Origin of the sequence: Paracoccus sp. IB05 (genome assembly GCF_016405985.1) — a bacterium.
In the GTDB taxonomy this organism is placed as follows: Bacteria; Pseudomonadota; Alphaproteobacteria; order Rhodobacterales; family Rhodobacteraceae; genus Pseudogemmobacter.
Map to the genome: position 1 here is coordinate 15836 of NZ_JAEFCF010000011.1, position 13115 is coordinate 28950.

The 13115-nt window shown below is 64.2% G+C and carries 14 protein-coding genes; 10 read left to right on the forward strand and 4 right to left on the reverse strand.

The annotated features are described in order from the left end of the window. Positions 1-28: 28 nt before the first annotated feature. Positions 29-1054, reverse strand: a complete 1026-nt coding sequence (gene cobT / locus JC607_RS09370) for a nicotinate-nucleotide--dimethylbenzimidazole phosphoribosyltransferase (protein ID WP_198836666.1) — start codon at positions 1052-1054, stop codon at positions 29-31. Positions 1055-1180: 126 nt separating this feature from the next. On the opposite strand from cobT, the gene cobS reads away from it, so the two are divergent. From cobS to JC607_RS09385, 3 genes are all read left to right on the forward strand, one after another. Further along, the gene (gene cobS / locus JC607_RS09375; RefSeq protein WP_198836667.1) at positions 1181-1945 is read left to right on the forward strand and encodes an adenosylcobinamide-GDP ribazoletransferase; all 765 of its coding nucleotides are present in this window, start codon (positions 1181-1183) and stop codon (positions 1943-1945) included. Positions 1946-2043: 98 nt separating this feature from the next. Next, positions 2044-2508 carry a transcription antitermination factor NusB gene (nusB, locus tag JC607_RS09380; RefSeq protein ID WP_198836668.1) on the forward strand — a complete coding sequence of 155 codons (465 nt, stop codon included), beginning with the start codon at positions 2044-2046 and terminating at the stop codon, positions 2506-2508. Positions 2509-2595: 87 nt separating this feature from the next. Continuing rightward, on the forward strand, positions 2596-3027 hold the full coding sequence (locus tag JC607_RS09385; protein WP_198836669.1) for an META domain-containing protein: 432 nt from the start codon (positions 2596-2598) through the stop codon (positions 3025-3027). Between the two features lie 16 nt (positions 3028-3043). On the opposite strand, the gene JC607_RS09390 is transcribed toward JC607_RS09385, so the two are convergent. Next, positions 3044-3994: an alpha/beta hydrolase gene (locus JC607_RS09390; RefSeq protein WP_198836670.1), complete on the reverse strand. Its 951-nt coding sequence runs from the start codon at positions 3992-3994 to the stop codon at positions 3044-3046. Then, positions 3991-4278 carry an SCP2 sterol-binding domain-containing protein gene (locus tag JC607_RS09395; RefSeq protein ID WP_198836671.1) on the reverse strand — a complete coding sequence of 96 codons (288 nt, stop codon included), beginning with the start codon at positions 4276-4278 and terminating at the stop codon, positions 3991-3993. Before JC607_RS09395 ends, JC607_RS09390 begins: the two co-directional genes overlap by 4 nt. Between JC607_RS09395 and JC607_RS09400 the strand changes: the two genes are divergently transcribed. The 5 genes from JC607_RS09400 to JC607_RS09420 all read left to right on the forward strand — a co-directional run bounded on the left by JC607_RS09400 (position 4277) and on the right by JC607_RS09420 (position 9588). Continuing rightward, positions 4277-4918 carry a lipopolysaccharide assembly protein LapB gene (locus JC607_RS09400; protein ID WP_233092811.1) on the forward strand — a complete coding sequence of 214 codons (642 nt, stop codon included), beginning with the start codon at positions 4277-4279 and terminating at the stop codon, positions 4916-4918. The genes JC607_RS09395 and JC607_RS09400 overlap by 2 nt on opposite strands. Positions 4919-4937: 19 nt before the next feature. Then, positions 4938-7955, forward strand: coding sequence for a helicase-related protein (locus JC607_RS09405; protein WP_233092812.1), 3018 nt, complete (start codon positions 4938-4940; stop codon positions 7953-7955). Between the two features lie 3 nt (positions 7956-7958). After that, positions 7959-8354 carry an RNA-binding S4 domain-containing protein gene (locus JC607_RS09410; RefSeq protein ID WP_233092813.1) on the forward strand — a complete coding sequence of 132 codons (396 nt, stop codon included), beginning with the start codon at positions 7959-7961 and terminating at the stop codon, positions 8352-8354. Positions 8355-8405: 51 nt separating this feature from the next. Continuing rightward, a complete protein-coding gene (gene fdxA / locus JC607_RS09415; RefSeq protein WP_092895806.1) occupies positions 8406-8744 on the forward strand; it encodes a ferredoxin FdxA in 339 nt (112 codons plus the stop codon). Positions 8745-9078: 334 nt separating this feature from the next. Further along, positions 9079-9588, forward strand: coding sequence for a CarD family transcriptional regulator (locus JC607_RS09420; RefSeq protein ID WP_092895804.1), 510 nt, complete (start codon positions 9079-9081; stop codon positions 9586-9588). Between the two features lie 169 nt (positions 9589-9757). Here the strand turns inward: JC607_RS09420 and JC607_RS09425 are convergent, their stop codons facing one another. Next, complete coding sequence (locus JC607_RS09425; protein ID WP_198836672.1) at positions 9758-10354, reverse strand: riboflavin synthase; 597 nt, start codon at positions 10352-10354, stop codon at positions 9758-9760. A gap of 241 nt (positions 10355-10595) precedes the next feature. Between JC607_RS09425 and JC607_RS09430 the strand changes: the two genes are divergently transcribed. Then, positions 10596-11882 (forward strand): capsule biosynthesis protein, encoded by a 1287-nt coding sequence (locus tag JC607_RS09430; protein WP_198836758.1) that lies wholly within the window; start codon positions 10596-10598, stop codon positions 11880-11882. Positions 11883-11972: 90 nt separating this feature from the next. Next, positions 11973-13109, forward strand: a complete 1137-nt coding sequence (locus JC607_RS09435) for a polysaccharide biosynthesis/export family protein (protein ID WP_198836673.1) — start codon at positions 11973-11975, stop codon at positions 13107-13109. The last annotated feature ends 6 nt before the right edge of the window (positions 13110-13115 follow it).

Genomic DNA, 13115 nt, shown 5'->3' on the forward strand with positions numbered 1-13115 from the left:
TCATATCAGATGTTCGAAAAGGGCAAGCTCAGGCGCCGCTGACTCCGGCCTCGGCGAAGGTCGCCATACCGCAATGGCAGGCCAGCGCCGCCCGGATCAGGCCAAGCGCGACCCCCGCGCCCGAGCCTTCGCCAAGCCGCAGCCCCAGTGACAGCAGCGGCTCCTTGCCAATCGCCTGCAAAAGCCTGCCATGCGCGCCCTCGGCGCTTTGATGCGCAGCCATACAGTGATCCAGCGCGCCGGGCTGCGCGCGTTCCAGCACCGCCGCCGCCGCACAGGCGATAAACCCGTCAAGCAGCACCGGCACCCGCAGCAACCGGGCATGCAGCACGGCGCCGGTCATCGCCGCCACCTCCCGCCCGCCAAGCCGGCGCAGCGCTTCGAAAGGGTCGCTCAGATGGCCATCATGCAGATCAAGCGCCAGTGCCACCGCCGCCTCTTTGCGCCGCAAACCGGCATCATCCAGCCCGGTGCCGCGACCGCACCAGCCCGCAATCCCGCCATCATGTCCGAAAAGCGCCGCTGACAGCGCCGCCGCCGATGTCGTATTGCCGATCCCCATTTCGCCCGCGATGTAAAGATCGGTGTCGGGCCGCACCGATTGCCAGCCGGCCCGCAGCGCGGCGACAAGCTCCGCCTCCTCCATCGCGGGGGCGGCGCAAAAATCCCGGGTCGGGCGGTCCAGATCCAGCGCGATCACCTCAAGCTCTGCCCCGAAGGTCCGGGCGAGCTGGTTGATCGCAGCCCCGCCCTGGCGGAAATTCTCGACCATCTGCACCGTCACCTCAGCGGGAAAAGCTGAAATGCCGCGCGCGGTCACACCGTGATTGCCGGCGAAAACCGTGATCTGCACCCGCCCGGCCTCGGGCACCGCCCGCCCCTGCCAGGCGGCAAGCCAGCGGGTGATCTCTTCAAGCCGGCCAAGCGCACCGGGGGGTTTCGTCAGGACCGCATCACGCGCCCTAGCCGCCGCAACGGCGCCCTCATCCGGGGCCGGCAGCGCGGCGCAAAGAGCGTGAAACTCAGCGAGGGTGACCGGATCCGGGCTTTGCATGGAATTCTCCGGGAAAGCGGCGCCATTACAAGGCGCCGGAAAAGGCGCAGGACGGGGGCGGGAGTTGATCCTGCCGCGCCCAGCGGTTACCCCATGATGATGCGCCGTTCCAGCCGGAAAGCCCCGATGACCGAAAACAGCCCGCAACCCGCGCGCTTCCCCGCCGGGCGCATCCTCCAGGACCTGCCTTCGGCCTTTGCGCTCCTGACCCGGTTGCCGGTTCCGGCGCATCGTCACAGCGGCGCGTCAAGCGCCTGGGCCTGGCCGCTGGTCGGCCTCATCTGCGGTGCGATCGGCGTGGCAGTGATCTGGCTTGGAGAGGCGGCAAGGCTCTCGCCGGGTGTGATCGCAGCGATCACAATGGCTGTGATGGCGATGGTGACCGGCGGGCTGCATGAAGACGGGCTCGCCGATACGGCTGACGGGCTTTTCGGGGGCCGCACGCGCGAACGCCGGCTTGAGATCATGAAGGACAGCCATATCGGCAGCTTTGGAACCCTCGCGCTGCTGCTGGTGACGCTGGCCGCCTGGTCGGCGCTCTCCGCGCTGATCCGCACCGGACAGGCGGTGCCGGCGCTGCTGGTGGCCGCCGCGCTGTCGCGGGCGCCGATGGCGGCGATCATGGCGGCAATGCCGCCGGCGCGTCAGACCGGGCTTTCGGCAGCAAGCGGCCGTCCGGGGCTTGCCACGGCGCTGATGGCGGTGGTGATCGGGTGCGGGCTCGCGCTGGCGATTGGCGGGCGCGCGGCGCTCCCGGCGCTGCCGGCGGTGCTGATCATCTGCGGGCTCCTGGCCAGCTCGGCGGCACGTCGCATCGGCGGCCAGACCGGCGATATCCTTGGCGCAAGCCAGCAACTGGCCTTTGCCGCCAGCCTCGCGGTCTTCGCCTGATGCCACGCGAACAACCGCGCTGGCTCTTGCGTCCGCGCCCACATTGGCGCAAATGACCCGCCTGTGTTAAGAAGCCAAATGAACAGCGGAACGGCCCCATGACCTCGCGCGAAGAAAAACGCCAGATGAAATCGGCCGCGAGGCTCTACGCGGTCCAGGCCCTCTATCAGATGGAGATCTCTGGCCAGACGGTCAAAGCCGTGAGCCGGGAGTTCGAAGCCCATCGCTTCGGCGCCAGCTATGAAGAGGGCGATTTCGCCGAAGGCGATACCGGGCTGTTCCGGAGCCTCGTCGAACATGCGGTCAACTGGCAGGCACTGGTCGATCAGATGACCGACCGCGCGCTGGTGGCGAAATGGCCGATTGACCGGATCGATCCGGTGATCCGGGCGCTGTTCCGCGCTGCCGGGGCCGAACTGACCCAGATGGACACGCCGCCGAAAGTGGTGATCAACGAATTCGTCGACATCGCCCGCGCCTTCTTCCCCGAAGGCCGCGAGCCGGCTTTCGTCAATGCGGTCCTTGACCATATGGCGCGCGAGGCAAAGCCCGCGTCCTTCTGATCGGGCGCGCCCGGGCTTTCAGAAACGGGTACTTCATGCAAGGCTGGGTCCTGTCACGAGACCGGGAATCACCCGGAAGGAGATCAGATGCGCGCCTCCCCTGCCTTGTCCCTTGCCCTGGCCACCAGCCTCACTCTCGCCGCAGGAGGTGCCATGGCCGCCGAAACCATCACCGGCGGCGAATGGCTTGTGATCGCCCAGGACGGCGTGCGGGTCAGCTATGAGGCCAGCTTTGCTATTGATGCCGATGGCCAGATCACCGGAAAGGCGCCCTGCAATCGCTATTTCGGGCCGAACAAAGCCGAGCTGCCGGCGCTTGCGCTGACTGCGATTGCCTCGACACGGATGGCCTGTGACCGCATGGCGGATGAGCATGCCTATCTGACCGCCCTTGGCGCGATGACCGGTGCCGAGATCCGGGGCGAGACACTGGTCCTGACCGGGCCCGATGACAGCAGCCTGGAATTTGCCCGTGATCCTGGGTCGAAATCACTGGTCTGCGATACCTGCGGCGGCTGATCCTGTCGCCCTGACCTCAGCCGAGCGCCGCCGAAAACAGATCATGCGCGCTGTTGTAGAACCGCGCCCGATGCTCCGGCGTCTCCATCGGAACCTCGTGACGGGCGCCGGGATAGAGGTCCAGCCGCCCGCCCTGCCAGGCCCGCATCCGCCGCCGGATCGGGCCGGGCATCACGATATGTTCACGGCTGCCAAGCGCCACCAGCGAGGGCAAAGCCGGCGCCGGGATCCGCGTCATCCGGGCGCATTCGCGCAACGCATCGCGCAACCAGCCCAGCGATGGTCCCCCAAGCCGCAGCCCCGGCTCGGTTTCCAGCTGCCGGCGCAGCCAGGACCAGGTCGGTGCATCCCCGGTCAGATGATTCTTCTCGAAACTGGTGCGCAGGATATAGCTTTGCGCCGAGGTGCTGGGCGCATAGCCGCGATCCTGCGGCAAAGCGAGCGGCAGGCGTTGCATCAGCCCGGCCAGCGGCTTGCCCCAGATCGGGATGCGTATCCCCCACATCGGCGCCGAAAAGGCCGTGGCCCTGAACGGCAACCCCCGTGTCAGCGCCCGGAGCCCGATCAGCCCGCCCATCGAATGCGACATCTGCATCAAAGGGCCGCTCACGCCCGCCCCCGCGCCCTCTGCGGCAATCCAGGCCAGAACCGCATCCAGATCGCGCTGATAATCGGTAAAATGCTCGACATGGCCCAGCATGGGATCGGGCAGCGCACGCTGCGACAGGCCCTGGCCGCGCCAGTCCAGCGTGACCATCGACCAGCCTCGCCGGCGCATCTCGCGCGCGGCGGGGCCGTATTTCTCGACATATTCGGTGCGCCCGGGCAGCAAAACCACGGTGCCAAGCGCCCCCCCCGGCCAATAGCCAAGCCTTATCCGCACCCCGTCCGATGCCCGGAGCCAGACCGCGCGCCCCCCTTCGGGCCCATCGGCGAGACTGTCGAACAGGGGTGCTGCTTCGCTCACGACAGGGCGGATCCGAGCTTCATCGCCATGCCCATCGCGCCGTCAACCGAAAGCTTGCCGGTCATAAAGGCCATGGTCGGGTTCATGTCGCCTTCGAGGATCGCCCGGAAGGTCTCGGCGCTGGCGGTCAGGGTGACATCCGCCTCTTCATCGCCCGCCCGCACGCCCTGGCCGTCCAGCATGATCGTCCCCTCGCCCGTGATGACGAATTTCGCCACGCCATCGAACCCGCCCGACAGTTTCGCTGCCAGCTTTTCGACAGCCTTGTCGATGAGGTCGCTCATGTCACGTCTCCCTTTCGTTACCCCGAGACCGCTGGCATTTCGCCACCGATCGGTTACGATCCCCTATATGAAAGCGCAGTTCCGGTTTCACAATCATATCGTTGCGGCAATATTTCCGCTGGTCCTGTCGCTTTTCGCGGCCCAGAGCGGTTTTGCCCAGGACTCAGGCAAGCTTGACGATCTCTACAACCGGCTGAAGGATGCCGATGAGGGCGCCGCCCTCAGGATCGAAGGTGAGATCGTCACCGAATCGGGCAAATCGGGGTCGGCAACCATCGACCTCCTGATGCGGCGCGGCTCCGAGGCGCTGGAGGCCGGCAATAGTGCCGCCGCAATCGAACATCTGACCGCTGCCGTCGATCATGCGCCCGATTTCATCGAGGCCCGCGCCACCCGCGCGGTGGCCTATTATTCCGATGGCGAGATCGGCCCGGCCATTGCAGATCTCGGCTGGGTGTTGGAACATGAGCCGCGCCATTTCGTGGCCTGGTCCATCCTTGGCACCATTCTCGAGGAATCGAATATGCCGGAACGCGCCCTTGCCGCCTATCGGTCGGCTGCGGCCATTCATCCGCATATCCCCGAGGTGAAGGACGCCATCGGCCGGCTGGAAAAACAACTTGAGGGCCAGGCCCTCTGACTGCGGGAAACCTGATCTGATGGATGCCCGTAGCAAAGACGAGCGTGGCCGGGTAACGGCGCTGCTCGGACCGACCAATACCGGCAAGACCCACCACGCGATCGAGCGGATGCTGACGCACCGGACCGGTGTGATCGGCCTGCCGCTGCGTCTTCTGGCGCGCGAAGTCTATGAGCGCGTCGTGGCGAAAGCGGGCGTCAGCCGGGTGGCGCTGGTCACCGGCGAAGAGCGTATCATCCCCGAACGCACCCAATACTGGGTCGCCACGACCGAGGCGATGCCACTGGAGATCGGCGCCGATTTCGTCTGTGTCGATGAGATCCAGCTGGCCTCCGACCCAGAACGCGGTCACGTCTTCACCCACCGCCTGCTCCATGCGCGTGGCCTGATCGAGACACTGTTTCTGGGATCTGACACGATGCGCGGCGCGATTGCCGGGCTGGTGCAGAACCACTCTTACGTCAAACGCGACCGTTTCTCGACTTTGACCTGGTCAGGTTCGAAAAAGATAAGCCGGATGCCCGAACGCAGCGCAATTGTCGGCTTTTCTGTTGAAAATGTATATGCGATTGCCGAGCTGATCCGCCGCCAGAAGGGCGGCTGCGCGGTGGTGATGGGCGCGCTTTCGCCCCGCACCCGCAACGCCCAGGTCGAACTTTATCAGAATGGCGATGTTGATTACCTGGTTGCAACCGATGCCATCGGCATGGGGCTGAACCTCGACATCAAACATGTGGCGTTTTCCTCGACCTCGAAATTCGACGGGCGGCGGATGCGGGCGCTCTTGCCGCAGGAGATCGCCCAGATCGCAGGCCGCGCCGGGCGCCATACCGAGAATGGCACTTTCGGCGTCACCGGCGAGGCGCGGCCGTTTTCTTCGGAACTGATCGACCAGATCGAGGCACATAAGTTCGCCCCCGTCAAAAAACTGATGTGGAGGAATGCCGATCTTGATTTCGGATCCGCCAGCCATCTGATCCGCTCACTGGAGCAGCCAACCTTCAACGACTGGCTGTCGCGCGCCCGCGACGCCGATGACGTCGTGGCGTTGAAGGCCCTGTCTGCAATGCCTGAGGTCCAGGACAGGCTGACCAATCCGAAACGCGTGATGCTCCTCTGGGATGTCTGCCGCATCCCCGATTTCCGCAATATCTCCGAAACCGATCACCACACCCTGCTGGCGCGGATTTTCGACTTTCTCGTCGGGCGCGGCATTGGCGGCGGGCGCATCCCCTCGGACTGGCTGGCAAAGGCCGTGGCCCGGATCGACAAAACCGATGGCGATATCGACCAGATTTCGCGCCGCCTGGCACATATCCGCACCTGGACCTACGTTGCGCAGCGCAAAAACTGGGTGGATGACGAATCCCATTGGCGGGGAGAGACCCGCGCGGTAGAAGACCGCCTGTCAGATGCGCTGCACCAGCGGCTGACGCAACGATTTGTCGACCGGCGGACAAGCGTATTGCTTCGCCGGTTGAAGCAGAAGGAGGACCTCGTGGCAGAGGTGAATGACAAAGGCGAAGTGACCATCGAGGGCCAGTTCACCGGCAAGCTCGAAGGGTTCCGCTTCCAGCAGGACGCAAGCGCATCGGCAGATGAGGGCAAGACCCTCCGTCAGGCCGCAATCCAGGCGCTGAGGCCTGAATTCAGTCTGCGCGCGGACCGCTTCTACAATGCGCCCGACACCGAGATGGATTTCACCGAACAGGGGGGCCTGATGTGGGGCAACTCGGCGGTGGGCAAGCTCGTGAAGGGCGCCGATCCGCTGAAACCCTCGGTCGAGGCTTTCGTGGACGAGGAAGCCGGCGATGACGTGACCGAAAAGGTCCGCCGCCGGTTGCAGCATTTCATCGACCGCAAAGTCGCCGCGCTTTATGAGCCGCTGCTGGCTCTGGGCCGCGACGAGACGCTGACCGGGCTGGCGCGGGGCTTTGCCTTCCGCCTGACCGAGGCGCTTGGCGTCATCCCGCGCGAGCAGGTCGCGAATGAGGTCAAGGAGCTTGACCAGGAAGCCCGTGGTGCTTTGCGCAAACATGGTATCCGGTTCGGCCAGTACACGATCTTTCAGCAGGCCTTGCTGAAACCGGCGCCGACCCGGCTGCGGCTTGTGCTCTGGTCCTTGTGGAACGGCCTCTCGGAATTCCCCGAAAGCCCGCCCCCGGGCCTCGTGACCATTCCGAACATCGCCGAAGTGCCGAAGGAGCATTATGCGCTGTCGGGCTACCGCCCGGCAGGAACCCGCGCCATCCGCATCGACATGCTGGAACGCCTCGCCGATATCCTGCGTCAGAAAGACAGCCGCGCAGGATTTGAAGCGGTGCCGGACATGCTCTCGATCACCGGCATGACGCTGGAGCAGTTCTCGGATCTGATGGGCGGCCTGGGCTATAAGGCCGAAAAGGGCGAGCGCCCGCGCGTAAAAGCCGTGACGCCCGCCGTGGCGCCGGAGGCCGAGGTGGCCGCCGCGCTGGAGGCGGCGATTGCCTCCGGTCAGCCGATCCCGGAAGAGGTCTCGCTGCTGGCGCCCGCGCCTGAGCCGGAGCCGGAACCTGCCCCCGAGGCTGAAGCCGGGGCAGAAGGTGAGGCATCGGCCGAAGCCGCCACCCCCGAGATGGAGGTCTACTACACCTTCACCTGGGCCCCGAAGCCGCGCTTCCAGCGCCCTGAACGTGGTGCGCCGCGCGGGGATCGTCCACAGGGGGACCGCCCGCAAGGGGATCGTCCGCAGGGCGAACGCCGCGATCGCCCGCAGGGTGAACGTCGGGACCGCCCGCAAGGCGAGCGCCGTGACGGCGAGAAGTCCGGTGAGAAGTCTGGTGAGCGTGGCCCCCGCAAGGAGTTCGGCAATCGTGAAGGCGGTCGTGACAACAATCGTGGCGGCAAGCCCGATGGCAAGCATGGCGGCAAACACGGCAAACCGGCCCAGCGGCACGAAGGCGCCAAATCCTTCGAGGCCCGCCCGCCCCGGAAGGACAAGCCGATCGACCCCGACAACCCCTTCGCCGCGCTGCTGGCACTGAAGGGCAAGGTCTGAGCCTTGGCGAAGACCGGTGGCGGCAGATCGGGTGCCGGCAAAGCTAAAGGAGGCCGGGGCGGAGACGCTCCGGCTTCGCTCGTTCCGGCCTCCGGGATCCGCGCAGGAAGCGAGCCGAAACTGCGGCTCGACAAATGGCTCTGGCAGGCCCGATTCTTCAAAACCAGGACCCTGGCAGCGCTGGTGATCGAAGAGGGCCATATAAGGGTGAACGGAACCCCGGTTTCGCGCCCGTCGCGCGAGGTCGGGCCGGGGGATGTGCTGACTTTCCCGCAGGGAAGAAATATCCGCCTGATCCGTGTATTGGGAACAGGTGTTCGCCGCGGACCGGCCTCCGAGGCACAGGCGCTCTTTCTTGACCTCGATGCCCCTGTCGTGACACCTCAACGCCTTGAATGATCCGGGCCACTGGCTTAACTGACGCCTCAGAGAGTGTTCCGGAACCGTCCCATGACCTATGTCGTCACAGACAATTGCATCGCCTGCAAATTCACCGATTGCGTCGAAGTCTGCCCGGTGGACTGCTTCTACGAGGGCGTGAACACTCTGGTCATCCATCCGGATGAATGTATCGATTGCGGCGTTTGCGAACCGGAATGCCCGGCAGATGCGATCCGCCCCGATACTGAACCGGATATGGAGGAATGGGTCGCCTTCAACCGCAAATATGCCGAGATCTGGCCGGTGATCACCGAGAAACGCGACCCGCTGCCCGGCTATGCCGAGCGGGATGGTGAGGCCGGCAAGCTGGAGAAGTATTTCGACCCGGCGCCAGGCGAAGGCAGCTGAGACCGCGGGTTAGCCCGGGCTTCATCCCACAGCCTCACATTATATCCCGATCGCGTGAAATTCGGGGAAATCCCTCCCGTTTCGCGGCGCGGTGCTCTGGCCAGACCGCTCAGGACGGTTGGAATCACGGTGATTCTGTGTTATGGTTCTTTCATAAACCATCATGGATGCCTGATTCTGCCTCAGGACTGCTCGCCTGAGACAGCTATTCTTGTGACAATATTGCCCTTCACCACAGGCCCCCGGCACCGGGCGCTGCCTGGGAAGGGTCTTGTTCGTCCTGACGAATGGTTGTGCGCGCGGAAAACCTGCATCTGACCGAGGAAGCGTCTGAATGACCAAGTCGAAGAAGCCTGATTTCCGCCCCAACGAGTTCGTTGTCTACCCTGCTCATGGTGTTGGCAAGATCATCTCTATCGAAGAGCAGGAGATTGCCGGTTTCAAACTGGAACTCTTCGTCATCACCTTTGAAAAGGACAAGATGACCCTGCGGGTTCCGACCAATAAGGCGACCGATGTGGGGATGCGCGCCCTCTCGGCCCCTGATGTGGTGACCAGGGCATTGGAAACGCTGAAGGGCAAGGCCCGGGTGAAGCGCGCCATGTGGTCGCGCCGCGCGCAGGAATATGAACAAAAGATCAATTCGGGTGATCTGATGGCGATTGCCGAAGTGGTGCGCGACCTGCACCGCACCGATGATCAGCGCGAGCAAAGCTATTCCGAGCGTCAGCTCTATGAAGCAGCACTTGAGCGCCTGACCCGCGAAGTCGCCGCTGTTTCGGGCGTAGACGAGGCCGGCGCACAGAAGAAAGTCGAAGAAGTCCTGGTTTCGCGCGCAGCCTGACCTCTCGGACTGAAATCGGTCAGAAACGCCAAACGGCGGCCTCATCCGGGGCCGCCGTTTTCAATCACCCGGCTCAGTCATGGGGGCGCCGAAATCTGTACAGATTTCGGGCCGGTTTCTGATCAGAAACCGGGGGCCAGGCGGAAAGTTTTGATCCCCTGCCCCCGTTTCAGCGCCACTCTGCCAGCCGGGCTACATAGCGCGCCATCGTATCGACCTCGAGATTGACCAGATCACCCTCGGCCAGCTGGCCCCAGGTCGTGACCTTGCGCGTATGGGGGATGAAATTCACCCCGAAATCCCGCCCCTCGACTTCGTTCACCGTCAGCGAGGTGCCGTTCAGCGCCACCGAGCCTTTCTGCGCGATGTATTTGGCCAGCCCCTCCGGTGCGCGGAAGGTCACCCGCAGGCTGTCGCCTTCCGGGGTCATCCGCACCACCTCGGCCACGCCGTCGACATGGCCCGAGACGATATGCCCGCCAAGCTCGTCGCCCACTTTCAGCGCCCGCTCCAGGTTGAGCCGCGCGCCCACATGCCAGCCGGAGAGATTGGTCTTCGACACCGACTCGGCGCTGATCTCGACATCAAACCAGTTGCGCGGCTCTGTCCCTTTATCGATGACCGTCAGGCAGACGCCCTCGCAGGCGATTGATGCGCCAAGGTCGATCCCCGCAGCCGGATAGGCGGTCGCGATTCTCGCGCGCAGATCACCGCGTTGCTCCAGTTCGATGATTTCGCCAATATCGGTCACGATTCCGGTGAACATCGCCATCCCTCTTTGCCGCTTAAATCCTGACTGCAGGTCTATCCCCGCCGGCTTCCCGCTGGCAAGCCCCGCGACTGCGACCAGCGCCTGTGGCCCGCGGACTATGGCCTGCAACCGCGGCCTGACCCTGGCCCCGCCCTAATCCTGCCGCAAGCGCCGGCAATATTGCCCCATAGGCAAGTGCGGCAACACCGGATATCCGGGCCAGAGCGGCGGCGCAGTTCACAGATGACTGGTGGGTATGAAACCGGAAGAGACCAAACATTTCCTGTTGCTGCAGGGTCCGCATGGGCCCTTCTTCTCACGTCTTGGAAAGATGCTCAGCCATTCCGGCGCAAAGGTCTGGCGCGTCGGCTTCAACCGGGGCGACCGCGCGCTCTGGCATGACGGCGCAAGCTATATCCCCTGGCGCGGCCGCCCTGAGGACTGGCCGGCAGGGTTTGCCGCCATCATCGAGGAAAAAGGCATCACCGATCTGGTGCTTTACGGCGACACCCGTCCCAATCATGCCAAAGCCATCGCCGTCGCGCGCGCGATGGGCGTGACCATCCATGTCTTCGAGGAAGGCTATCTGCGCCCCTATTGGGTGACCTATGAGCGCAATGGCTCGAACGGCAATTCCCGGCTGATGGATACGAGCGTCGATGAAATGCGTGCCGCCCTTGCACGCACCGATACCGATCTGCCCGATGCTCCGGCACGGTGGGGCGATATGCGCCAGCATATGTTCTGGGGGGCGCTCTATCACTGGTTCGTCTGGGCCGGATTCTGGGATTATCGCAATTTCCGCCCGCATCGCGCCCTTACCGTGCGCCAGGAATTCCTGCTTTATGTAAAGCGGCTGTGCCTGCTGCCCTTCCACGCGCTGGAACGCCGCCTGGCCACCTGGCGCATCCGCTATGGTGGTTTCCCCTATCATCTGGCGATCCTGCAGCTGGAACATGATGCCAGCTTCCGTGACCATTCGCCCTTCACCACCATGGGCGAGTTTCTCGATGTGGTGATCCAGGGCTTTTCTGAGGGCGCGCCGAAACACCATCATCTCGTGTTCAAGGCGCATCCGCTGGAAGACGGGCGCATCGCGGTGAAATCGACCATCCGGCGGCTGGCGCAACAATATGGTGTGGCCAGACGCGTGCATTTCGTGCGCGGCGGCAAACTCGCCGCATTGCTGAACCATGCGCGGTCTGCGGTGACGGTGAATTCGACCGCCGGGCAACAGGCGCTCTGGCGCGGATTGCCGCTGCGGACTTTTGGGCGTGCGGTCTATTCCAAGCCGGAATTTGTCTCTTCCCAGCCTGCCGCGCAGTTTTTTGCCGAAGGAAAACGCCCCGACACCCGCGCCTATCGCGATTACCGGCATTATTTGCTCGAGACCAGTCAGGTCGCCGGTGGCTTCTACTCCTCGCGTGGGCGGCGTGAATTACTACGACAGGTTGTGGATATGCTGCTCTCCGGGCAGGATCCCTATGATGCTTTGACCAGCGGAAACGCGGCACCAAGGCAACAGTTGCGGCTGGTGACCTGAGTTTCCGAAAACCAGAGACTTTCAATTTCCGTGATATTCCGTATTGTTGCGGTCAAAACTTGAGGCAAATCCGCTAAAGGAGCCCGAGCAGTGATCGGACATACCACGAGGGGGGCGAAAGCCCTGGCCTTGATCGCCATTGTCGCCGTGACCGCGAGTTGCGGCCTGCCGCGGTCGGGGCCGAACAAGAAAGAGATCTTTGCAGGCTCGGTCCTGAAAGAGGGCGATGCCTTTATCGTCAGCGTCAATCCAAGGGTCACGCGCGCCACCGCCGTGCTGCCCTCTTTCGGGTTTTCAGACAGCTTCCAGAAGGCCGGCAAGATGGGGTCGGACACGATCTCGAATGGCGACCTGCTGTCGATCACCGTGTTTGAAAACGTCCGCGACGATCCGCTTCTGGGCAATACCGGCCAGCGCGTCTCGCAGCTGACCGAGGTCCAGGTCGACGGCCAGGGCTTTGTCTTCATCCCCTATGCCGGCCGGATCAAAGCCGCCGGCACTTCGGTCGAGGCCGTGCGCTCCGCCATCACCCGCAAGCTTGATGCGCAAACGCCGGACCCGCAGGTCCAGGTGGCGCGCGTGGCCGGCGACGGCTCGACCGTGACGATCAACGGCTCGGTCACCGCCCCGGGTGTCTTCCCGATCGAACAGCCGACCCGCACGCTGGCCTCCATGCTGGCCCGTGCCGGCGGCGTCGTGATTGACCCGTCAACAGCGCTTGTACGCGTGACCCGTGGCGGTCAGACCGGCAAGATCTGGCTGAAAGATCTCTGGGCCAATCCGAAAATGGATATCGCGCTGCGTCCCGGCGACCGGATCGTGATTGAGGAAGATGAACGCAAATTTACCGCCCTTGGCGCGACCGGCACGCAAACCGTGGTCCCGTTCGAGAGCGAAAGCCTCTCGGCCATCGAGGCCCTGGCCACGGTGGGCGGGTTGCAGACCATGGCTGCCGACCCGACCGGCGTCTTCGTCTTCCGCAACGAACCCGAAGCCATCGCCAATGCCGTGCTCGGCCGCAGCGATCTCAGGGGCGATCAGCGGGTGGTCTATGTGCTCGACCTGACCGCGCCGACCGGCATGTTCGAAGCGCGTGACTTCCTCGTCCGCGATGGCGACACCGTCTATGTCACCGAGGCGCCCTATGTTCAGTGGCAGAAATCGCTTTCCGTGCTGACGGGATCGGCCGGGGCCGCGGCGAGCCTCAACTCCGCCGCCGGCAACTGAGGCCAG

Excerpts from the sequence above, each read along its gene's own strand:
- JC607_RS09400 (WP_233092811.1), top strand. The coding sequence starts at position 4,277 with ATGTCACGTCTCCCTTTCGTTACCCCGAGACCGCTGGCATTTCGCCAC.
- cobT (WP_198836666.1), bottom strand. The coding sequence starts at position 1,054 with ATGCAAAGCCCGGATCCGGTCACCCTCGCTGAGTTTCACGCTCTTTGC.
- JC607_RS09430 (WP_198836758.1), top strand. The coding sequence starts at position 10,596 with ATGAAACCGGAAGAGACCAAACATTTCCTGTTGCTGCAGGGTCCGCAT.
- JC607_RS09395 (WP_198836671.1), bottom strand. The coding sequence starts at position 4,278 with ATGAGCGACCTCATCGACAAGGCTGTCGAAAAGCTGGCAGCGAAACTG.
- JC607_RS09405 (WP_233092812.1), top strand. The coding sequence starts at position 4,938 with ATGGATGCCCGTAGCAAAGACGAGCGTGGCCGGGTAACGGCGCTGCTC.
- cobS (WP_198836667.1), top strand. The coding sequence starts at position 1,181 with ATGACCGAAAACAGCCCGCAACCCGCGCGCTTCCCCGCCGGGCGCATC.
- JC607_RS09425 (WP_198836672.1), bottom strand. The coding sequence starts at position 10,354 with ATGTTCACCGGAATCGTGACCGATATTGGCGAAATCATCGAACTGGAG.
- fdxA (WP_092895806.1), top strand. The coding sequence starts at position 8,406 with ATGACCTATGTCGTCACAGACAATTGCATCGCCTGCAAATTCACCGAT.
- nusB (WP_198836668.1), top strand. The coding sequence starts at position 2,044 with ATGACCTCGCGCGAAGAAAAACGCCAGATGAAATCGGCCGCGAGGCTC.
- JC607_RS09385 (WP_198836669.1), top strand. The coding sequence starts at position 2,596 with ATGCGCGCCTCCCCTGCCTTGTCCCTTGCCCTGGCCACCAGCCTCACT.
- JC607_RS09420 (WP_092895804.1), top strand. The coding sequence starts at position 9,079 with ATGACCAAGTCGAAGAAGCCTGATTTCCGCCCCAACGAGTTCGTTGTC.